Origin of the sequence: Kitasatospora sp. NBC_01560 (assembly GCF_045208415.1) — a bacterium.
Classification (GTDB): Bacteria; Actinomycetota; Actinomycetes; order Streptomycetales; family Streptomycetaceae; genus Kitasatospora.
The window spans coordinates 8,867,875-8,887,546 of the sequence record NZ_CP109364.1; the positions used below are offsets into that span (position 1 = coordinate 8,867,875).

Consider the following 19,672-nt stretch of genomic DNA (forward strand, 5'->3'; position numbering starts at 1 on the left):
GGGTGCGATCATGTGCGGCACACCGAGCGCCGGGCGTCACCAGGAGGACGAGACATGGCAGAGCCGCTGATCGCCGCAGTCGGGGGTCGCGTCCCCACCGTCGACCCGACGGCCTTCGTCGCGCCCAACGCGGTGGTGGTGGGCTCGGTGACGATCGGTGCCGGTGCGAGCGTCTGGTACGGCGCGGTGATCCGCGGCGACGCCGAGGTGATCACGGTCGGTGCGGGGAGCAACATCCAGGACAACTGCACCCTGCACGCCGACCTCGGCTTCCCGCTGGTGATCGGCGAGCGGATCTCCGTCGGGCACAACGCCGTGCTGCACGGCTGCACGATCGAGGACGACGTCCTGGTGGGGATGAACTCGACGGTCCTGAACGGTGCCCGGATCGGCGCCGGCTCGCTGGTCGCCGCGGGTGCGGTGGTGCCGCAGGGGATGGAGGTGCCGCCCGGCTCGCTGGTCGCCGGGGTGCCGGCGAAGGTCCGGCGCGAGCTGACCGAGGAGGAGCGGGCGGGGATCAAGTTCAACGGCGAGGGTTACCGGCTGCTGGCCGACGGCCACCGGGAGATCGTGCCGGTCGAGCGCCCGGCGCAGTAACGGCGGTGGTTCGGCGGCCGGACGCCGCACCGCCGTCCGCCCGGCGTGCGGTGGGCGGACGGCGGTGGGGTGGACGGCGGTGGGCGGACGGCGGTGCGGTGGACGGCGGCACGGCATCAGGGACGGGCCCCGGGGCGATCAGGCACCCTTCGCCGTGATCACGGCCGCGGGGCCCGTGTCGGCCGCTTCCGGGGCCCGCGGCGGCGGAACCGCAGCCGCGGGTGCGCCCGGCCCGGAAGGCCCGGCCGGCTCGGCGGTGCCCGGCCGGCGGCGGTCGGCGGCCCAGGCGATCAGCGCGATGGCGGCGCCCGAGAGGGCCAGCCCCGAGCCCACCAGGGTGGGTGACGTCCAGCCGAGCCCGGCGTCCAGGGCCAGGCCGCCGAAGTACGCACCCTGCGCGTTGGCCAGGTTGAACGCGCCCTGCACGGTGGCCGAGGCCAGCGTCGGCGCGCGGTGCGCCTTCTGCATCACCAGGGTCTGCACGGCCGGGACGATCGCGAAGCCGAAGAGCCCGACCAGCATCACCGTGACGGCGGCCGACCACGCGGCCTGGGCGGTCACGGCGAGCAGCGCGAGGGCGCCGGCGGAGAGCACGAAGGCGGCGCACACGGTCGGGCGCAGGGCACGGTCCGCGGCGAACCCGCCCAGCACGTTGCCGATCGTCATCCCCACGCCGAACAGCGCCAGCACCATCGTCACCGAGCCGGTCGCGTATCCGGAGACCTCGGTGAGCAGCGGCGTGATGTAGCTGTAGCAGGCGAAGAAGCCGCCGCAGCCGAACACCACCGTGGCCAGGGCCAGCCAGAGCTGCCCGTTGCGGAAGGCGCTCAGCTCGTGCCGCAGACCGGACTGCGCGGGGGTGGGCAGCTCGGGCACCAGACGGGCGATGGCGAGCGTGCCGGCCGCGGCGATGGCGACCACGACCAGCATGGTCGACCGCCAGCCCAGGTGCTGCCCGAGCAGGGTGGCGGCCGGCACCCCGACGATGTTGGCGACGGTCAGGCCGGAGAACATCACGGCCACGGCCCGGGCCCGTCGGTGCGGGGCGACGAGCTCGGCGGCCGCGACCGCCCCGGCGCCGAAGAACGCGCCGTGCGGCAGGCCCGTGATCAGCCGGGCCGCGGCCAGCGACCAGAAGTCGGGTGCGACCGCGCAGAGCAGGTTGCCGGCGGCGAACAGGCCGGCCAGGGCGACGAGCACCTTCTTGCGGGGGCGGCCGGCGGCGAGCGCGGTGAGCAGCGGGGCGCCGATCACCACGCCAATGGCGTAGGCGGAGATCAGCCATCCCGCCCGGGGGATGGAGACGTCGAGGTTGTCGGCCACCTGGGGGAGCAGCCCCATGGCGGCGAATTCGGTGGTGCCGATGGCGAAAGCGGTGACGGCCAGGGCTACCAGCGCGAGTGGCAAGGCGGGACTCCGGGGTGACGCCCGCCCGAGGGCAGGGCAGGGAGGGCGTCGGCACGGTCGTCGGGCCGACGGGGGCAGGAGCAGGGGCCCGGCGGCAGGAGCGGCGGCGACGGCGGCGCGGCAGAGGCGGCGGGGCGGCGGGGGAGGGCGTGGGGCGCGAGGGCGTGGAGGTGGTGGCGTGAGGGTGCGGGCGGGGGTGCGAGGCGGGCGGAGAGCGATTAGTTCGTCCGAAATCCTAATCCGGTCGGATGACGCCGCTGCTATGCGCCCATGTCGGAACGGTGACGGACGAGGGTCGCCAGCCGGGCCTCCGCGCGCGAAACTGGGGTCATGTGCCGCAGTATCAAGACGCTGAGACCGCCGGTGACGCCCGACGCCTCCGAGGAGGACTTCCACGCCGCCGCACTGCAGTACGTGCGGAAGGTGTCGGGGTTCCGGGCCCCGGCGGCGCACAACCGGGAGGCCTTCGACCGGGCCGTGGAGGCCGTCACCGAGGCGACCGCGAGGCTGCTCGCGGAGCTGGAGGTGCGCGGCGCGTCCGCCCGCCCCGCGCCGGCCGACACCTGAGCGGGACCGGACGCAGCACCCGCCGGCAGCAGCCGGACCGCGAAGCCCCGGCCCGGCCTGCCGGTCGGCGCGGCCGGGACCGGCACCGCGCAGAAGGCACCGGCAGGCAGGCAGCAGGCAGCAGACAGCGGCACACGGCAGGCAGGCAGGCAGGCACGGGCACGGCCAACCACGGGCACGGCCACCAGGCACCGAGAGACACGGGCAGGAACGGACCGGGCAAGGACCGGGCAAGGACCGGAACGGACCCGCAGGAATCAGGAGGTCGGCGATGAGCCCCGCGGATCGCTTCGCACTCACCTTCCCGGGCACGCCCGGCACCCAGGCCCCTCAGGATGTCGTCGTGGTCACCCGCACCAGCACGACCGGCCCCGGCGGGCACCCCGTCTACGAGGACGCGAGCGGCATCGTCCGGGCCGAGATCAGCGACTCGGGCGAGGTCCGGATGCTCGCCAGCGGCGGCCACCAGTCCCCGCACTTCCCCGTGCACGCCCAGCCCCTCCCGTAGCGCCCCGAGCCCGGGTCCGGACCGCAGCTCGGACCGCGGCTCGGACCGCGGCTCCGGACCGCGGCTCGGACCGCGGCTCGGGACCGCATCTGCGAACCGCATCTGCGAACCGCGCCTCCGAAACCCACGTCGGAGGCGCACTCCCGCGGCGCGCCGCCGTCCGGCAGAATCGCCCGCATGACTACCGCGCGCTGGCAGGGCACGGTCATCGCCGAGAGCGATGACACCACCGTCGTCGAGGGCAACCACTACTTCCCGGCCGAATCCGTCCGCAGTGAGTACCTGCGGCCGTCCGACACCACGACCGTCTGCGGCTGGAAGGGCACCGCCGAGTACTACACGATCCACGTCGAGGGGGAGACCAACCCCGACGCGGCCTGGTACTACGCCGATCCGAAGCCCGACGCCTCGCACGTCCGCGGCCGGATCGCCTTCTGGCGCGGGGTGGAGATCACCGAATAGCGCGTACCACCGCGCCCCTCCGGGTACCGGCAGAGCATGGCAATCTTCAGGAAACCGGGACGGTCCGGGCAGCCGGAACCTCGCCCGGGCCAATTCGCCGACGAGTTGGCCGAGCTGGTCGAGGAGCTGGAGCAGCCCGCCACCGGCCCGGTCGACACAGGCCCGGCCGGGCCGGTCTCCGAGGAGCGGGCCGAGCGCGGCCGGCGCCGCGGGGCGGCGCTGGTCGCCGGGGTCGCCGGACAGCTCGGCAGGGGCGGCCGGTTCGCCGCCAAGGGTGCGGCCCGCGGCGGGCGGACGCTGACCGAGCAGCTCCTCGTGGCGGCGCCGCGCATCCCGGTCCGGAGCCTCGCCACCCTGCGGGCCCAGCACCCCGGCGCCAACGACCCGGAGCAGCTCGCCGACCTGCTGGTCACCGGCGCCTCCCGTGCCTCCGCCGCCCTCGGTGCCGGGGTCGGGGCGGCGGCGATGCTGCCCGTGCCACCCGCGATGGCCCTGGAGATCGCGGCCGAGACGCTCGCCGTGGCGGCGGTGGAGATCAAGCTGATCGCCGAGCTGCACGAGGCCTACGGCCAGCCCGCGCAGGGCACCACCACCCAGCGCGCCTCCGCCTACGTCGGGGCCTGGGCCAACCGCCGGGGCATCGACGCGACGCTGCTCGTGAAACCGGCCGGATTCGCCGCGATGGCGCTCGGCGCCGAAGTCCGCCAGCAGGTCCGCAAGCGGCTCACCCGCAGCACGCTGCGCCGCCTGCCCTCACTCGTCCCGCTCCTGGTCGGCGCGGGGATCGGTGCGACCGTCAACCGCCGGGACACCCGCAAGGTGGGCCGCGCCGTCCGCGCCGACCTGCGCTCCCGCCCCCCGGTGGACGGCGGCTACTGGTCCGCCGCGGGGCCGGTCCTGCCCGGCAGGACCGGCCCCTGACGAGCCCCGCCGGGGCCGGATCCCGGCGGGGCTCGTCAGCGGCCGTGATCAGATGCCCGGTGCCACCGGCGCACCGGCACCGCGGCCGGCCTTGACGGCGTTGACCATGGCCTGGTGAATCGCCCGCGCGGTGATCTCGTCCGCCGCCGGTACGGGGCTCCCGGCCACGCTGTACCAGTCCAGCGCCCCGGTGTACTGCACGGTCAGCCGGGCCTCGCCGTCCACCCAGGTGGTGTGCACGGTCAGGTCGCCGGAGATCGGGCCGACCTCGGCGGTGGTGACCCCGCCGGGGCCGCTGATGATCGACTGCGTGGTCCAGGTGGCCCAGGACATCCGCGGATCCCCCGGTGGCCCGGTCGCCCCGCCGCCCTGCGCCGGTGCTGCGCCCTGCTGCTGCTCGCTCATGCGCCCATCCTCCCTCGCCGGTCCGCCGCCGCTGCGGCAGCGACACCCGTGGTCGCGGAGGCCGCCCGTGCACCGGGCGGCCTCCTGGCAACTCGTTCCCGTGGACGGTCAGCTGCGCGCCCCGGGCTCCTCCAGGGGTTCGCCCTCCGCCTGCGAGGTGTCCTGCGCGTGCTGGTTCTGCATCGAGGTGATGCCCTCCTCGGGGTCGGCGGCGCGGACGTCCTCCTCGCGGTCGACGCTCACCTCGGACCGTGCGCTCATGTCGGTCATCGCGCCCTCCGTCTCCTCGGCCGGCCGGTGCCGCACCGGGCGCCCCGTCGCGGGGGCGCTACCGGCCGGTCGCCGGACCGGGTCTCTGTCTCACCCCTCCAGCCTGCCTCCACAGCCACCCCGCGGCCAACCGGACCGGCCCCGGGGCGGCCGCCGTCCGTCCTGCGACTGCCCGGTCGGGCCCGGTTCAATCCCCGACAGCGCGAGCCGCTCCGCGCCCGCGCCGGGTCACCAGGTGACCGGCAGTTCCCGCAGCCCGGAGATGAGGGATTCGGTGCGGAAGGCCGGCGTGGTGTCGGCGTGGGTGCCGGTACCGGTACCGGCACTGCTTTCGGTACCGGCACTGCTTCCGGCTCCGGTCCCGGCGAGGCGAAGGGTGGGGAGGCGGCGGAACAGCGTTTCCAGCGCGATCTGGAGCTCGGCGCGGGCGAGCGGCTGGCCCAGGCACTGGTGGACGCCGAAACCGAAGGCGAGGTGGCGCCGGGCGTCGCGGTCGAGATCGAGCTCGTCGACGGGGCGGGTGCCCGGCGGGCCGAACAGCTCCTCGTCCCGGTTGGCCGTGGACAGCATGGCCACCACGCCGTCCCCGGCCCGGATCGGCGTCCCGCCCAGCTCGACATCCTCCACGGCGAGCCGGGGCAGGCCCGTGTGGATGATGGTGAGGTGGCGCAGCAGCTCCTCGACGGCCCCGGGGACGGCGGCCGGGTCGGCGAGCCGGGCGGCCTGCTCGGGGTGCCGGAGCAGCAGGAGGGTGGAGAGCGCGATCATGTTGGCGGTGGTCTCGTGGCCCGCGACGAGCAGCAGCAGGCCCGTCGAGGCGATCTCCCGGAGGCTGAGGTCGTCGCGGGCGACCAGCCGGCTGAGGATGTCGTTCCCGGGCCGGTGCCGCTTCTGCGCGGCGAGCCCGCCGAGGTAGTCGAGCAGCTCCTGCTGGGCCCGGGAGACCTCCGGCGTGGTGGCCGTGCTGCTGATGAGCACCCGGCTGAGGTCCTGGAACAGCTGCCGGTCCTCGTAGGGGACGCCGAGCAGCAGGCAGATCACCAGGGAGGGCACCGGCAGGGCGTAGCGGGTGACGAGGTCGGCGGTGGAGCCGCTCGCGGTCATCCGGTCGATCGCGTCGTCGACGATCTGCTGGATCTCCGGGCGCATCGCCTCCACCCGCTTGACCAGGAAGTCCCCGGTGACCATGCGGCGCAGCCGGGCGTGCTCGGGGTCGTCCAGGCGCAGGAAGTTGGGGTTGGCCACGGCGATCTCGCGCCGGCCGGGGACGAAGAACGGGAACTCCGGCCGGCGGGCGTCCGCGCTGAACCGGCGGTCGGAGAGCACCGTGCGGACTTCCTGGTAGCCGGTCACCAGCCAGCAGGAGGAGCCGTCCAGCAGCGTGGCGCGGGTGACGGTGCCCGTGCGGGCGGCGTCGGTGTAGACGGACGGCGGGCTGAACGGGCAGCCGCCGTCCTGGGGGGCGGGCAGCAGCGGGGCGGGGGCGGTGGGCGTGCTCGTCAAGGTGGGATCTCCTTGCGGGGCAAGTGGCAAGTGACAAGTGACGGACGTCGGGCGGTGGCCTGGCGGACGTCGGGCAGCGGTCGGCGGGGCGGTGGTCGGCGGACGTCTGCGGCCCGCGCTCCGCCCGGGCCGGGGCAGCACGCAGCATCCGGCACGCCGGGTGGCCGGTCGGCACGGCGGCGGCTGTGGGCGCCGCGAGCGGCGGACTGCGGGGTCGGAGACCTGGTGCGTGCAGCCGGTGCGTGGAGCGGCGTCGTGGACCGGCGTCGTGGGACGGCGTCGTGGGACGGCGTCGTGGGACGGCGACTACGCGCCCCGGCCGCCGGCCGGACGGTCCTCGGTGACGGTGATCGCCCCGCCCGGGCAGAGCACGGAGGCGAGCCGCACGTCGGCGTGCAGCGCGGGCGCCAGGGTGGTCCGCCGCACTCTCACCAGACCGTCGTGGTCGTCCTGTTCGAAGACCTCGGGCACGGTCGCGACGCACTGGCCGGAGCTGCAGCAGAGGTCCTGGTCGATGCTCACCTGCATGTACGGACACCTCTCAGTGGTGTGGCACCGGATCACCCGGGCCGGCCGCCCCCCGCTGGTGTCAACCTAACCACCGCTCTGTCGCACACGAAGGGCGCGGCGCCGATCCCACGCAGAATGGCCGATTCCCCTACGGGCCTGAACACTCCTGTGGTCACAAAGGTTTGAGCAGTCGTCAGATACAGTCGGGCGGGAGCGGGCGCGCTCACAGCCCCTCCGTCGCGGCGATCTCCCGGACGGTGGCCACGGTGTCCGCCTCGGCCGCGGTCTTGTCGGGGCGGTAGCGGAGCACCCGGGCGAACCGGAGCGCCAGCCCGGCCGGGTAGCGGGGGCTCCGCTGGACGCCGTCGAAGGCGATCTCGACCACGAGTTCCGGTCGTACCCGCACGGTGAACGCGTCCCGGTCGACCTCGCGGGCCAGGAGTTCGGTGGTCTGCCGCGCGAGCATCTCGTCGGTCAGGCCCTTGAAGGTCTTGCCGAGCATCACCCAGGGGCCGAGCCCGGGCTCGCCGGCGGCCCGGGCGCCGAGGTGGAGGTTGCTGAGCCGGCCGCGCCGGCGGCCGCTGCCCCACTCGGCGGCCAGCACCACGAGGTCGAGGGTGTGCCGGGGCTTGACCTTGATCCATCCGGCGCCGCGGCGTCCGGCGGCGTAGGCCGCCGCCGGGTCCTTGGCCACGACGCCCTCGTGGCCGAGCGCCAGGGTGTCCCGGAAGAAGGCCCGGGCCCGGTCGTGGTCGCCGGTCTCGGTGCGCGCGACCAGGAGGCCGGCCGGTACCGACCCGGCGAGAGTGGCCCGGCGTTCCCGGCCGGGCCGGTCCACCAGGTCGTCGCCGTCGTGGTGCAGCAGGTCGAAGAAGTAGGTGTCGAGCGGGACTTCCGCGCGCAGCCGGGTCACGTCCCGGCGGGCAGCCGTCCGGGCGGCGGTCTCCTGGAACGGGCGTGGGCGGCCGTCCGGGCCGATCGCGATCGCCTCGCCGTCCAGCACGGCCGAGCGGACCGGCAGGGCGAGCGCGGCCTCGACCACCTCGGGCACCCGGGCGGTGATGTCGTCCAGACTTCGGGTGAACACCGCGACGTCGGTGCCGTCCCGGTGCACCTGGACCCGGATGCCGTCGAGTTTCCACTCCAGTGCTGCCGGGCCGATCCGGTCGAGGGCGGCGGCGACATCGGGGGCCGAGGCCGCCAGCATCGGCCGGACGGGGCGGCCGACCTCCAGCCGGAACGCGTTCAGCGCGGGCACGCCGCCGGTCAGGGCCGCTGCGGCCACCGCCCGGGCCGAGCCCCGGAACATCAGCGCCCGGCGCACCGCCGTGGCGGGTACCCCGGCGGCCTGGGCGACGGCGTCCGCCACCACCGCGTCCAGTGCGCCCTGCCGGAGTTCACCGATCAGGACGGCCCGGAGGAAGGCCTGTTCGACGTCGGTGGCCCGCTCGAACAGTGCGGTGAGCAACCGGCGGCGCCCGGCCTGCGCGCCGGTGCCGTGCACCTCGGCGATGGCTTCGAGCGCCCGTTCGGCCTCCCGGACGCCCAGCGACGGCGAGGCGGCCGGGGGCGGCAGGTCGCGCAGGGCGGCCGGGCCGATGCCGGTGCGCAGGCGGTGCGACTCCCCGGAGAGCAGTGCGACGGCGGAGGGTGCCTCGCCCGGCCCGAGTTCGCGCAGGCAATCGGCGAGCAGCGTGGTCTTGGCCCGGCGGCCGGGTTCGCCGGCGGCGGCGCGGGAGGTCAGGGCCAGGTGACGGAGCAGCATGCGGGGACTCCTCGGGGTGGACGAGGTCCGGGGCGGCGCGGTCGGGACGTTCCAGCATCGGCGCCCGGGCCCGGACGGGCCAGGGCGACACGCCCCCGCCGGATGCGCCGTTCCGTACTGGAGCGGCCGGGTTCTTGTCCCCGGCGTCCGGGCAAAGTGACCGGACGGGCCGTCATGCCGGCGCGACACCGCATGCGGAGCACCGCGCGCGCCGACGGTGCTCCCGCCCGATTCCTGGAGGCCGAGACGACTCCCCGCACCACCACTCCCGCCGCCCGCTGGAGCGTCGGCGCACCCGAGGCCGGCGACTACGCCCCCTGGCGCGAGCTCTTCCGCGGCTACTGCGCGTTCTACCGGGTGCCGATGCCGGAGGAGAAGGCCGAACTGGTCTGGTCCTGGCTCACCGACCCGGGGCACGAGCTGGAGGGGCTGCTCGTCCGCGACACCGACGGAACGCCGGTCGGCCTGGCGCACTACCGGCCGTTCGTCCGCCCGTTGCACGGTGCGGTCGCCGGCTTCCTGGACGACCTGTTCGTCAGCCCGGACGTGCGCGGCGGCGGCGCGGTGGACGCGCTGCTCGCCCGGCTGCGGGTGATCGCCACCGAGCGCGGCTGGAACGCGGTGCGGTGGATCACCGCCGACGACAATCACCGGGCGCGCAGCAAGTACGACCAGGTCGCCACCCGGACCATGTTCGTCACCTACGACATGGCGCCGGCCACGGACTGACCCGGCCCGGACCGACCCGCGGCGGCCCGACCCGACCCGACCCGACCCGACCCGAGCCGGACCGACCCGCGGCGGGGCGGGGACGGGGGCGGCCCGGGGGCACGCGGGCGGGCGGCGTAGGCTCCCGGCCGGACCGGTCCGCGAGGCGCCGGCCCGGGCGGGACACGGGAATCACAGGGGAATCCGGAATTCGTTCGTGTTTTCTGTTATCTGCGCGTGGCCGTGAGGTCTCCCAGGTGTCGGCACCCGTACCGGCCGACCCCGACACAGGAAGCGTGCCCAGGTGAACAGCGAAGACAGGACGACCATCCTCCCCGCGTCCGGCCGCCGCACCGCGGACGGCGGCCGTGCTGCGCGCCGCGCCGCGGACCGGAAGCGCGGTCGCGGCCGCCGGGGCCGCCGGGGCGTCGGCCCGGTGATGGCGGTGGTCGCCGCGGTGGCCGGCACCGGGGTGATAGCCGCGCTCGCCGGCGCCGGGTACGGCATGTACCGGGGCGGCGACGGCAGCGACCAGGCCGCCGTGGCGTTCGACCCGCAGATCGCGGCCGAGGCCGGCAACCACGAGGGCATCCAGGTCCCGGGTGCCGGAGCCGCCGACCCGGCCGCCGCCGGCAGCCCGTCCGCCGCCGACCCGGCCCACGCCGCCACCGACGCGCCCGCCACCGCGGCCCCGACCACGGCCGCTCCGACCACCTCCGGCACGCCCTCCGCCACCGCCCCGAGCTCCGCCGCCTCCGCCAAGGCGAGCTCCGGCCCGGCGTCGAGCCCGGCCACCAAGGCGTCCGCGACCACCGCCGCGAGCAGCACGGCGAGCACCGCCCGGACCGGCGCGCCCGCCCCCGCCACCACGGCGAGCGGGACGGCGGCCCAGTACGCCCAGCAGGTCGTCGACCTGGTCAATGCGCAGCGCGCCCAGAACGGCTGCGGCCCGCTGACCGCCGAACCCCGGCTGGCGGCCGCCGCCCAGGGCCACAGCGAGGACATGGCGAACCGCAACTACTTCGACCACGCCAGCCCCGAGGGCTACCACGCCGACCACCGGATCGAGGCCACCGGCTACCGCTGGAGCAGCTGGGGCGAGAACATCGCCCGCGGCCAGAAGGACCCGGCAGCCGTGATGGACGCCTGGATGAACAGCCCCGGCCACCGCGCCAACATCCTCAACTGCTCGTTCAAGCAGATCGGTGTCGGTGTCCGAACCGGTTCCGGAGGCCCCTGGTGGACGCAGGTCTTCGCCGTCCCGGCCTGACCGGCACCACGCCCGCCCGTCCCGTTCCGTTCCGCCCCGCGCCTTTCCCGCCGATCCCCGCGCTTCCCCCGCCGGTCCCGTCCGCCCTGCCCACGCTGCGTGCGCCCACGCTGCGTGCGCCCACGCTGCGTCCGCCCACGGCCCGTCCGCCCACGGCCCGTCCGCCCACGGACGGACCGCAGGCCGGGCGCCGGACCGGGTGGCCGTCCTGCCCGTCGTCCCGCCCGCCGGTACCCCGGCCGAACACCCGTTTTCCGAATCCGCGCGAATTGTTGTTATCTGAGCACTCCCCGGAGGTCTCCCAGGAGGCAGCGGCGGACGGATCTCGGCAAGACGGAGTGCGGACCCATGAACGTTGACGTGCAGAACAGGACCGGGACGACCCTGGTGCTGGCGGCCCAGGCGGGCGACCGGCAGGCCCAGGAGGCGCTGGTCGCCACCTGGCTGCCGCTGGTCTACAACGTCGCCGGGCGCGCGCTGAACGGCCATGCCGACGTGGACGACGTCGCGCAGGAGACCATGATCCGGGCGCTGGACGGCCTGGACGGGCTGCGCGATCCGGAGTCGTTCCGCTCCTGGCTGGTCGCGATCACCATGAACCAGGTCCGCCGCCGCTGCACCGGACAGCAGCAGAGCCCGGTCGGCGGCCTCGACGAGGCCTGGGAGATCGCCGACCCCCGGGCCGACTTCACCGACCTGACCATCCTTCGGCTCGGCCTGTCCGGGCAGCGCCGCGAGGTCGCCGAGGCCACCCGCTGGCTGGAGCCGGACGACCGGGAGCTGCTCGCCCTCTGGTGGCTGGAGGCCTGCGGCGACCTCACCCGGGCCGAACTGGCCGAGGCGCTCGACCTGACGCCGCAGCACACGGCGGTCCGGGTGCAGCGGATGAAGAAGCAGCTGGAGGCCGGCCGGGTGGTGGTCCGCGCGCTCACCGCCTACCCGCGCTGCCCGGAGCTCGCCGAGCTGACGGGAGGGTGGGACGGCACGCCCGACTCGGTCTGGCGCAAGCGCATAGCCCGGCACATCCGGGGCTGCGCCGCCTGCGACGGGCTCGGCCGGGATCTCTTCCCCGCCGAGGGGCTGCTCGCGGGCCTGGCGCTGGTGCCGATCCCGCTCGACTCGCCCGCCCTGCTGCATTTCCAGGCCGTGGCCGCCGCGTCGGCATCCGGGGCCGCGGCCAACGGAGCGGCCAACGGAGCGGCGGCCGGCCCGTCCGGGGGCCTCGCAGGCCCCGCCGACCCGACCGCCGGCGGCAACGGGCCGTGGGGCGCCCTGACCCGGCGGAAGACCGTGGTCGCGGGTGGCGCGGCGACCGTCCTCGCCGTCGCGACGCTCGCCCTCGTCTGGCCGCACCACCCGCAACCCGAGCAGGCCGCGCCCGAACCGACCACCCCGGCCTCAGCGCCCGACCTGGCCTCGGTGCCCGCGATGCCGGCGCCGCCCGCGGCGGAGACGACCGGGGCCCCGACGCCCGCGCCGACCGTCGCACCGGCCCCCGCGCCGACCGACCCGCCCGTCCCGCCCGTCCCCGCCGCGCCCGCACCCACTCCGACGGTGGCGCGCGCGACCGCGACCACCCCGCCCAGCCCGGAACGCCAACTGGTGGACCTGGTCAACGCGGAGCGCTCCCGGGCCGGCTGCGGACCGCTGCGGATCGACCCGAGGCTCCACACGGCGGCCCAGAAGCACGCGGACGACATGGTGGCCCGCAGCTTCTTCGACCACGTCAACCCGGACGGCGCCCGCGCCGATGCCCGGCTGACGGCCGCCGGCTACCGCTGGTCGCAGTGGGGCGAGAACCTCGACCGGGGGCCGGCCGCCCCGGCCACCGTGTTCTCCCGCTGGATGGACGGCGGGATCCACCAGTCCAACATGCTGGACTGCGCCTTCAAGGACGTCGGCATCGGCGTCGCCACCGGTCCCGCCGGCCTGTACTGGACCCAGGACCTCGGCGCCGCCCTCGGCTAGGAGCCGGGCCCCGGACGGCCCACTCACTTCCGGCAGTGCCCGGAACTCCCCGCCGCCGGCCCCGGAGCCACGCCCCGGACCCCGGACCCCGGACGTCGGACGTCCGACGTCGGGCCGGGCGGGGGCCCGACGCGGTCAGAGGCGGTCAGACGGGCAGGCCGACCAGGCCGACCACCCGGCCCGTCCCGTGGCTCGTCGCCTCGCCGACCACGCCACCGGCGTCCCCGACCTGTCCCTGGACGGCGCCGGGGGCGGTGGTCAGCGCCTCGCCCTGCTGGAGCGGCCCGGTCAGATCGCCCTGTCCGCCGACCGCGCTCGCGTGCGCGCTGGGAGCGGTCAGGGAGGCCACGACACCCACGGCGAGCGAGGCGACGGCGAGCATGCTGCGCTTCTTCATGCCCCGTCCAACGAGACTCCGCCACCCGGGTTACGGCTCGGCGTACGGCGTTGACCGGGCCGCGCCGGAGAACGGGGGCTTGGCGGGGTGCGGGGCGGAGGGCCGGGGAGGCCGCCCGGCGCACGGAGCGGTTTCCGGTGGCGGGTGGCATAGGAGGGCGGTGGGATGGGGAGGGGTCGGGGAGCAAATCAGGTCAAGACCGGTTTTTCCCGATGCACTGATCCCATCACCGTCAGACCAGAGTCAACCCCGACAAGAAGGGCACCCGATGCACGCAGCCGATCTCACGCCCGCCGTCCTCGCCGAGCTGCGCCGTCACCGGCGCTACCCGGCCGTCTCCGTCCTGCTGCCGACCCACCGCAGCGAGCCCGAAAACACCCAGGACCCGGTCCGCCTGCGCAACCTGATCGCCGAGGCCAAGAACCGGCTGCACGCCGACGAGGCGGTCTCCCGGGCCGACCGGCTGGACGTGGTCGAGCAGCTGGACCGGGCCCTGCGCGAGGTGGACCTCGTGCACGCCGAGGACGGCCTGGCGATCTTCGTGGCGCCGGGCGAGCACCAGGTCTGGTCGCTGCCGCGCACCGTGCCGTCCCGGGTGGTGTTCTCCGAGACCTTCCTGACCCGCAACCTGGTCTCCGCCTACACCGTCGGTGCGCCGTACTGGGTGCTGACGGTGGCCGCCGACCGGGTCGCACTGTTCGGCGGCACCGGGTCGCGGCTGGCCGAGCACACCGCGGGCCGCTTCCCACTGGACCAGGTCCGCCCCGACTGGGACGTCGAGCGTCAGGAACGGATCGGCGACGTGCCCAGCACCTTCCGCGACGAGGAGACCCGGCGTTTCCTGCGGGACGCGGACGCCGCCCTCGGCGCGCTGCTGGAGTCGGACCCCCGGCCGCTCTACGTGCTCGGCGAGGCCGCCGCGCTGGCCCTGCTGGACGAGGTCGGTACCGCGGTCAAGCGGGCGGCGGCCCAGGTGCCGCGCGGCGGTCTCGGCCACGCCCAGCCCGCCGCCGTCGCCGAGGCCGTCCGGGCCGCCGTCGACCAGCAGGCGCAGCGGGCCGTCGCCGAGCTCCACCAGCGGCTCGACCACGCGCAGAGCGTCAAGACGTTGGCGGGCGGCATCGACGAGGTGTGGCGGAAGGTCGGGGAGGGCCGGGTCGGCCTGCTCGCGGTCGAGGAGGACTACTGGGAGCCCGTCCTGGTGACGGACAACCACCTCGTCCCCGCGACCACCGACGGGCCGGACGTCCGGGAGGACATGGTCGACGAGATCGTCGAGCGGGCCCTGGACACCGGCGCCACCGTCCAGTTCGTCCCCGCCGGCGTCCTGGCGGACCGCGGCCGGATCGCCGCCGTCCTGCGGTACTGACGGCGTCGCCCCTCCCCGCCCGGCACCCCCCGCCCGGCGCACACCGGCCTACCCGGCGGGTGGGCGCCGGGGCGTGACCGCCCCCGGGGGAGGGGCGGCGGTCAGCTGTGGCTGCTGCCCGGCGCGATCGCGGCGTTGCCGGTGGTGCGCAGGGAGTCGAGCAGCGACTGCACCTGGAGCACGGTCTGCGGGGCGGGTTTGTTGAGACAGGCCGTCAGCTCCACCAGCACGGACGGGCCGGAGAGGCCGATGCTGCGGTGGCCGACGAGCTGGCGGGTGCCGCCACGGACGCCGCAGGGCTTGTCGATCACGGTGTCGACCGCGGGGGCGGTCGATCCGGACAGTTTCTCCACCTGGACGCGGTCCCCGATCAGCGTCATCGTGACGAGCACGGCGCCGTCGGCCAGATGCCCCAGCGGATCGCAGTCGCCCCGGGCGTCCGAGCACGGGGAGGCTCCCACCGACCGGTTCGCCAGGTATCCGTAGCCGATTTGGGGCTTTCCGCTCGGCACACTCATGGCCGACCAGCCGGCCGGGAGGTCGACGACCAGTCCGCCGAGGTCCGGGAACCGCAGGGGGTACATGGCGGCTCCGGAGGCCGAGGGCATGCTCGGTGTGGCGGTCGGTGCCGACCCCGCCGAGGTGCCCGACGCCGGTCCGGTGCCCGGCTCGGCGTCGGAGCCGGAGCCCGGTGCGTTCGCCGCCGGACCACCCGCCGTGCCGCCCGTGCCGCCCGTGCCGCCCGGCAGTGGTGGCGCCGCGGTCGCGGGCCGCAGCGCGATGTTCGCCGGCCCGGGAGCCAGCGCGGGCGCGGCGGCCAGCGCGGCGGCGACCAGCCCCGTGGTCAGCCCGGCCGCGAGTGCGGCGGTCCGGCGGCGGCGCCTCGTCCGGTCGGCGCGGGCGATGATCCGGTCCATCCGGTCGGCGGGCGCCGACAGGTGCGGAGTGTCCCGGTGCAGCAGGATGCGCAGCTCGCGCTCCACCTCGGTGTCCTCGGCCGGCTCCGGCCCGTCGCCGGAGCGGTCGTGCCCGGGCCGCCCCGGACCGTACCCGGTGGGTCCGCCGTACCGGCCGCGGCCGGTGTCAGGCTCCGTCACTGCGTCCCCCGCTCAGCAGCAGTTCCCGGGTGGGCATCTTGCCGCGCAGGGCCAGCAGCGCCCGGTGCGTCTGGCTCTTGACCGTGCCGGTGCTGCAGCCCAGTGCCGCGGCCGTCTCCTCGACGCTGAGGTCCTCGAAGTAGCGCAGCACCACCACGGCCCGCTGCCGCGGCGGCAGCGCCCGTACGGCGGAGGCCACCACGTGGCCGACCACCACGTCCTCGTAGGGATCCGCGTCGGTCGGCGGCTCCGGCAGCTCGCCGTGCGGCAGTTCCCCCTGCCAGCGCCGGCGCCACCAGGAGACGTGCGAGTTCACCAGCACCCGCCGGACGTACGCCTCCGGCCGGTCGATCGAGATCTTGTCCCACTTCGGCCAGACCTTGGCGAGTGCCGTCTGCAGCAGGTCCTCGGCCAGGTGCGGATCGCCGGTCAGCAGCCACGCCATGCGCAGCAGTCGCGGGCTGCGGGCAGCGACGAACTCCTCGAAGTCCGGTCTCGCGTCCCTCATCGTCCTGCCCCCGCCATGGTGTTCCCGTCGCCGCCGCCGTCGCTGCCGGGGTTTCCGGCCGGTCCGGCCGCTCCCCGGGTGTTGTCCGTGTTCGTCTCACGGCAGCTGAACGCGGTGGGAGTACGTCCGGGTTGCCCGGCCGGAGCGGTTTTCTCGGATTCCCCGCGACATTCCCCGCGACATTCTCCGGGACATTCTCCGGGACCGGCCGGGGGTCGCTCTGCGGGGGCCGTACGGGAACGCACGGATGCCGGGGACGCTGCGAGACCGGGAAACGCTGCGCTGCCGGGAACGCGGGGAGAGCGGGAATTGTCGAGCGGCCGGGAGCGATGGACGGCCCGCGAGCCGGCCGGAGCTCGGCCGGGCGGCGGGCGGGCCGTGGCACCACGATCCGCCCGCCGGTATCCGCCGTCCAGGGGCGCGCGACAGGCGCCCGGGCGCACCGGACAGGCGCACCGGACAGGCGGGACAGGCCGGCGGGACGGGCCGGCTCAGAGCGTCCCGGAGCCCTGCGGTGCGGCGGCGAGCCGGCGCGGCCCTGGGTCGGTCCGGTCGGCCGGATCGACCGTCCAATCCGGGTGGCCCGGCATGGGCGGGGTGCGCGTGCCGTAGAGCCAGTCGGTCAGGAAGGCCGTGAGGTCCTGGCCGGAGACGTCCGAGGCGGTGCGGAGGTAGTCGGCGGTGGTGGCCGAGCCGTTCCGGTGGTCCTGGAGGAACGAGCGCTCGATCCGGTCGAAGGCGTCCGCCCCGACCCGCTCGCGCAACGCGAAGAGCACCAGTGCGCCGCCGGTGTAGCGCTGGCTGTCGAAGAGGTCGGCCGCCGTCGGGGCGGCGACCGGCCCGGAGTCGCGTCGCCACTGGTCGCCCTTGGCGTACACGTCGCGCATCCGGTCCGCGAGCGTGCTGAACCCGCCCGCGTCGGGCCAGCCGCGCTCGTAGCGGTACATCAGGCCGTAGAGGTCGGCGTGGCCCTCGTTCAGCCAGAGGTCCGACCAGCGGTGCGGCGAGACGCTGTTCCCGAACCACGAGTGCACCAGCTCGTGCATCATGTGCGAGCCGATCAGGCGCTCCTCCTGGAGCAGGAAGCCCGGCTTGTAGAGGGTGAGGGTCTGCGTCTCCAGACCGGTGAAGGCGAACGCCGCCGGGTCGTCGGTGTTGGCGGGCAGCAGCCCGTACGTCTCGAACGGGTACGCGCCGAGGTGCCGCTCGGCCCACTCCAGCTGTCCGGGCGTCAGCGCGAGGGCCGGCTCCAGGGCGGCGGCGCGCGCGGTGGGCACGACGTCCCGCAGCGGCAGGCCGCCCGGGCCGGTGCGCTCGCGCACCGTGTAGTCGCCGACCGACACCTGCACCAGCTCCGTGGCCATCGGCTCGCGCGACACGTACCGCCGGGTGGTCAGGCCGCTCCGCGGGTGGTCGGTGGCGGTGAGCCGGCCGTTGGCGACGCCGTACAGCCCGTCCGGCGCGGTGACGGCCACCGAGAACCGGGCCTTGTCGCCGGGGTGGTCGTTGCACGGGAACACGGTGTGCGCGCCGTCGGGCTGACCGGCCACCGCGAACCCGTCGGGCGTGGGCACCCAGCCGGTGTGCGGCAGCACCGCCCGGGGGTCCGCCGTGTAGTCGACCTCCACCCGCAGCACGGCGTCCTGGCGCACCGTCGCGGCCGGGACGACGGCCAGCTTCTCGTCGTGCGTGCGGAACCCGGCCGGCCGGCCGTCCACCCGGACTGCGTGCACGGCCAGGCCGAGTGCGTCCAGCTCCAGCTGCGGCAGCGGGGTGAGAGCGCGGGCCGTCATCACGGAGGTGCCGTCGGCCGTCCGGTCGTCCGGGCGGTACCGGAGGTCGAGGTCGTAGGCGAGGGCGTCGTAGCCCGCGTTGCCGAGCGCGGGGAAGACCGCGTCACCGGGCCCGCCGGCCGCGGCCGCGGCCGGTGCTGCGGAGGCGGAGGCGGGCACGGTGGTGCCGAGGAGCACGGCGGCGAGCGCCGCCGCGACGGCGGGACCGGAACGGGGCCTGACCACGGTGATCACCGCTTTCGTGTCGTCGCTCGTGCCGCTGCCCGCTGTCCCGCTGCCCCTGCCCCGCTGGCGGTCGGGGATCGGCGGTCGGCGGTCGCGCGTTCGTGCTGCCGTCCGCGCCGCAGTCCAGGGACGATGCCGTTCTGCGACTCTCCGGACACGGATCGTAGCGGACCGCTCCGACACTGCGGCCGCCCCCGCGACACGCGGCCGTCCCCCGGACGGCCGACTGTGGTGGTCGACCGACCGCAGGCTGTCATAACGTTCGAAGTGCCCCACCCCCTGACGGGCGGGGCCACGGCCGTCGGAGCACCTGGCCAGGTCCGGCGGCCGTCCCTCATGCCCGCGCCCTGCCCGGCGCCCGGAAGCCCGGGCAGGGTCGCGTCCGGCAGCGCCCCACCGCGTAGGCTGTGCAGCCGCAAGCACCCCGGCGCGCGCCGCTGCGCCGGCGGTCCGGACCGGCAGGAGTCGCAGCCTTGACCAGCCCCGCCCCGCACGTCCTGGTGGTCGGCGAGTGCGTCGCCGACATCGTCCGCACCGAGGGCGCACCCGACCGGGTCCACCCCGGTGGCAGCCCGGCCAACGTCGCCCACGGGCTGGCCCGCCTCGGCCGGCCGGCGATGCTGCTCACCGAGCTCGGCGCCGACGCCAACGGCCGGCTGATCCGGGAACACCTGGAGTCGGCCGGGGTGACCGTTCTCGCGGAACCGCCCCGGGGCGGCCGGACGCCCTCCGCCGTGGTCCGCCTCGACGACGCCGGCCGGGCCCGGTACACCTTCGACATCGGCTGGGCCCTGCCCGACCGGCCGGAGCTCGAACTCCCGTACCCGCCGGGCCATCTGCACCTCGGCTCGATCGCCGCCGTGACCGAACCGGGCGCGGCCGCCGTGCTCGCCCTGGCCCGCCGGTGGCGCGGACGGATCGGCATCAGCTACGACCCCAACGTCCGGCCCGCGCTGATGGGGGAGCACGGGCAGGCCGTGCGCCGGGTCGAGAGCTGCGTCGCACTCAGCGACCTGGTCAAGGCCAGCGACGAGGACCTCGCCTGGCTCTACCCCGGCCGCGACGCGGAGTCCGTCGCCCGCCACTGGCTCGGCCTCGGGCCGGCCACCGTCGCCGTCACCCGTGGGGCGGAGGGCGCCTTCGCCCTCACCGCGGACGGCCGGCGGGCGGAGGCCCCCGCCCGCCCGACCCCGGTGGCCGACACGGTCGGCGCCGGGGACGCCTTCATGGCGGCCCTGCTCCAGGCCCGCTGCACCGGCGCCGGCCTGGAGGAGGCGCTCACCTGGGCCGTCACCGCGGCCGCCCTGACCGTCTCCCGGCCGGGTGCCGACCCGCCGGGCGCCGACGAACTCCGGGCGGCGTTGGGCGCGGTGGCGGGTACGGAGGCGAACGCCGGTGCCGCGGGCGGGCACCCGGGCTGAC

General features: G+C 75.8%; 20 protein-coding genes. 10 read left to right on the plus strand and 10 right to left on the minus strand.

Annotated elements, in window-relative coordinates; genetic code table 11:
* Window positions 1-54 precede the first annotated feature (54 nt).
* Window positions 55-597 (plus strand): gamma carbonic anhydrase family protein, encoded by a 543-nt coding sequence (locus OH807_RS37855; protein ID WP_406208910.1) that lies wholly within the window; start codon window positions 55-57, stop codon window positions 595-597.
* 138 nt (window positions 598-735) lie between these two features.
* Here OH807_RS37855 and OH807_RS37860 read toward each other — a convergent pair whose 3' ends face one another.
* A complete protein-coding gene (locus tag OH807_RS37860; RefSeq protein ID WP_406208913.1) occupies window positions 736-2,004 on the minus strand; it encodes an MFS transporter in 1,269 nt (422 codons plus the stop codon).
* A gap of 330 nt (window positions 2,005-2,334) precedes the next feature.
* Between OH807_RS37860 and OH807_RS37865 the strand changes: the two genes are divergently transcribed.
* The 4 genes from OH807_RS37865 to OH807_RS37880 all read left to right on the plus strand — a co-directional run bounded on the left by OH807_RS37865 (window position 2,335) and on the right by OH807_RS37880 (window position 4,462).
* Entirely contained in the window at window positions 2,335-2,571 is a 237-nt protein-coding gene (locus OH807_RS37865; protein ID WP_406208916.1) for a DUF2277 domain-containing protein, read from the plus strand.
* A gap of 271 nt (window positions 2,572-2,842) precedes the next feature.
* On the plus strand, window positions 2,843-3,079 hold the full coding sequence (locus OH807_RS37870; RefSeq protein WP_406208919.1) for a DUF6296 family protein: 237 nt from the start codon (window positions 2,843-2,845) through the stop codon (window positions 3,077-3,079).
* A gap of 177 nt (window positions 3,080-3,256) precedes the next feature.
* Window positions 3,257-3,541, plus strand: a complete 285-nt coding sequence (locus OH807_RS37875; RefSeq protein WP_406208922.1) for a DUF427 domain-containing protein — start codon at window positions 3,257-3,259, stop codon at window positions 3,539-3,541.
* A gap of 105 nt (window positions 3,542-3,646) precedes the next feature.
* Window positions 3,647-4,462: a hypothetical protein gene (locus OH807_RS37880; RefSeq protein WP_406208925.1), complete on the plus strand. Its 816-nt coding sequence runs from the start codon at window positions 3,647-3,649 to the stop codon at window positions 4,460-4,462.
* A 48-nt stretch (window positions 4,463-4,510) separates the two neighbouring features.
* Here the strand turns inward: OH807_RS37880 and OH807_RS37885 are convergent, their stop codons facing one another.
* From OH807_RS37885 to OH807_RS37905, 5 genes are all read right to left on the minus strand, one after another.
* Window positions 4,511-4,795 carry a hypothetical protein gene (locus OH807_RS37885; protein WP_406211408.1) on the minus strand — a complete coding sequence of 95 codons (285 nt, stop codon included), beginning with the start codon at window positions 4,793-4,795 and terminating at the stop codon, window positions 4,511-4,513.
* A 180-nt stretch (window positions 4,796-4,975) separates the two neighbouring features.
* Window positions 4,976-5,137 (minus strand): hypothetical protein, encoded by a 162-nt coding sequence (locus tag OH807_RS37890; RefSeq protein WP_406208927.1) that lies wholly within the window; start codon window positions 5,135-5,137, stop codon window positions 4,976-4,978.
* A 228-nt stretch (window positions 5,138-5,365) separates the two neighbouring features.
* The gene (locus tag OH807_RS37895; RefSeq protein ID WP_406208930.1) at window positions 5,366-6,640 is read right to left on the minus strand and encodes a cytochrome P450; all 1,275 of its coding nucleotides are present in this window, start codon (window positions 6,638-6,640) and stop codon (window positions 5,366-5,368) included.
* A gap of 306 nt (window positions 6,641-6,946) precedes the next feature.
* Complete coding sequence (locus tag OH807_RS37900; protein ID WP_406208933.1) at window positions 6,947-7,168, minus strand: ferredoxin; 222 nt, start codon at window positions 7,166-7,168, stop codon at window positions 6,947-6,949.
* A gap of 205 nt (window positions 7,169-7,373) precedes the next feature.
* Window positions 7,374-8,915 (minus strand): ATP-dependent DNA ligase, encoded by a 1,542-nt coding sequence (locus OH807_RS37905; protein ID WP_406208935.1) that lies wholly within the window; start codon window positions 8,913-8,915, stop codon window positions 7,374-7,376.
* 192 nt (window positions 8,916-9,107) lie between these two features.
* Here OH807_RS37905 and OH807_RS37910 point away from each other — a divergent pair, with 192 nt between their 5' ends.
* The 3 genes from OH807_RS37910 to OH807_RS37920 all read left to right on the plus strand — a co-directional run bounded on the left by OH807_RS37910 (window position 9,108) and on the right by OH807_RS37920 (window position 12,861).
* Window positions 9,108-9,644, plus strand: a complete 537-nt coding sequence (locus OH807_RS37910) for a GNAT family N-acetyltransferase (protein WP_406208938.1) — start codon at window positions 9,108-9,110, stop codon at window positions 9,642-9,644.
* 283 nt (window positions 9,645-9,927) lie between these two features.
* Entirely contained in the window at window positions 9,928-10,893 is a 966-nt protein-coding gene (locus tag OH807_RS37915) for a CAP domain-containing protein (RefSeq protein ID WP_406208941.1), read from the plus strand.
* Window positions 10,894-11,241: 348 nt separating this feature from the next.
* Window positions 11,242-12,861, plus strand: a complete 1,620-nt coding sequence (locus tag OH807_RS37920) for a sigma-70 family RNA polymerase sigma factor (protein ID WP_406208943.1) — start codon at window positions 11,242-11,244, stop codon at window positions 12,859-12,861.
* 145 nt (window positions 12,862-13,006) lie between these two features.
* On the opposite strand, the gene OH807_RS37925 is transcribed toward OH807_RS37920, so the two are convergent.
* The gene (locus OH807_RS37925) at window positions 13,007-13,258 is read right to left on the minus strand and encodes a hypothetical protein (RefSeq protein ID WP_406208945.1); all 252 of its coding nucleotides are present in this window, start codon (window positions 13,256-13,258) and stop codon (window positions 13,007-13,009) included.
* 268 nt (window positions 13,259-13,526) lie between these two features.
* On the opposite strand from OH807_RS37925, the gene OH807_RS37930 reads away from it, so the two are divergent.
* On the plus strand, window positions 13,527-14,627 hold the full coding sequence (locus OH807_RS37930) for a chemotaxis protein (protein WP_406208948.1): 1,101 nt from the start codon (window positions 13,527-13,529) through the stop codon (window positions 14,625-14,627).
* 101 nt (window positions 14,628-14,728) lie between these two features.
* On the opposite strand, the gene OH807_RS37935 is transcribed toward OH807_RS37930, so the two are convergent.
* From OH807_RS37935 to OH807_RS37945, 3 genes are all read right to left on the minus strand, one after another.
* Entirely contained in the window at window positions 14,729-15,724 is a 996-nt protein-coding gene (locus OH807_RS37935) for a hypothetical protein (protein ID WP_406208950.1), read from the minus strand.
* Window positions 15,711-16,232 carry a SigE family RNA polymerase sigma factor gene (locus tag OH807_RS37940; RefSeq protein WP_406208953.1) on the minus strand — a complete coding sequence of 174 codons (522 nt, stop codon included), beginning with the start codon at window positions 16,230-16,232 and terminating at the stop codon, window positions 15,711-15,713. The genes OH807_RS37935 and OH807_RS37940 overlap by 14 nt, the downstream gene beginning before the upstream one ends.
* Before the next feature lie 491 nt (window positions 16,233-16,723).
* Window positions 16,724-18,250 carry a M1 family metallopeptidase gene (locus OH807_RS37945; protein ID WP_406208956.1) on the minus strand — a complete coding sequence of 509 codons (1,527 nt, stop codon included), beginning with the start codon at window positions 18,248-18,250 and terminating at the stop codon, window positions 16,724-16,726.
* 473 nt (window positions 18,251-18,723) lie between these two features.
* On the opposite strand from OH807_RS37945, the gene OH807_RS37950 reads away from it, so the two are divergent.
* Entirely contained in the window at window positions 18,724-19,671 is a 948-nt protein-coding gene (locus tag OH807_RS37950) for a carbohydrate kinase (RefSeq protein WP_406208959.1), read from the plus strand.
* The last annotated feature ends 1 nt before the right edge of the window (window position 19,672 follow it).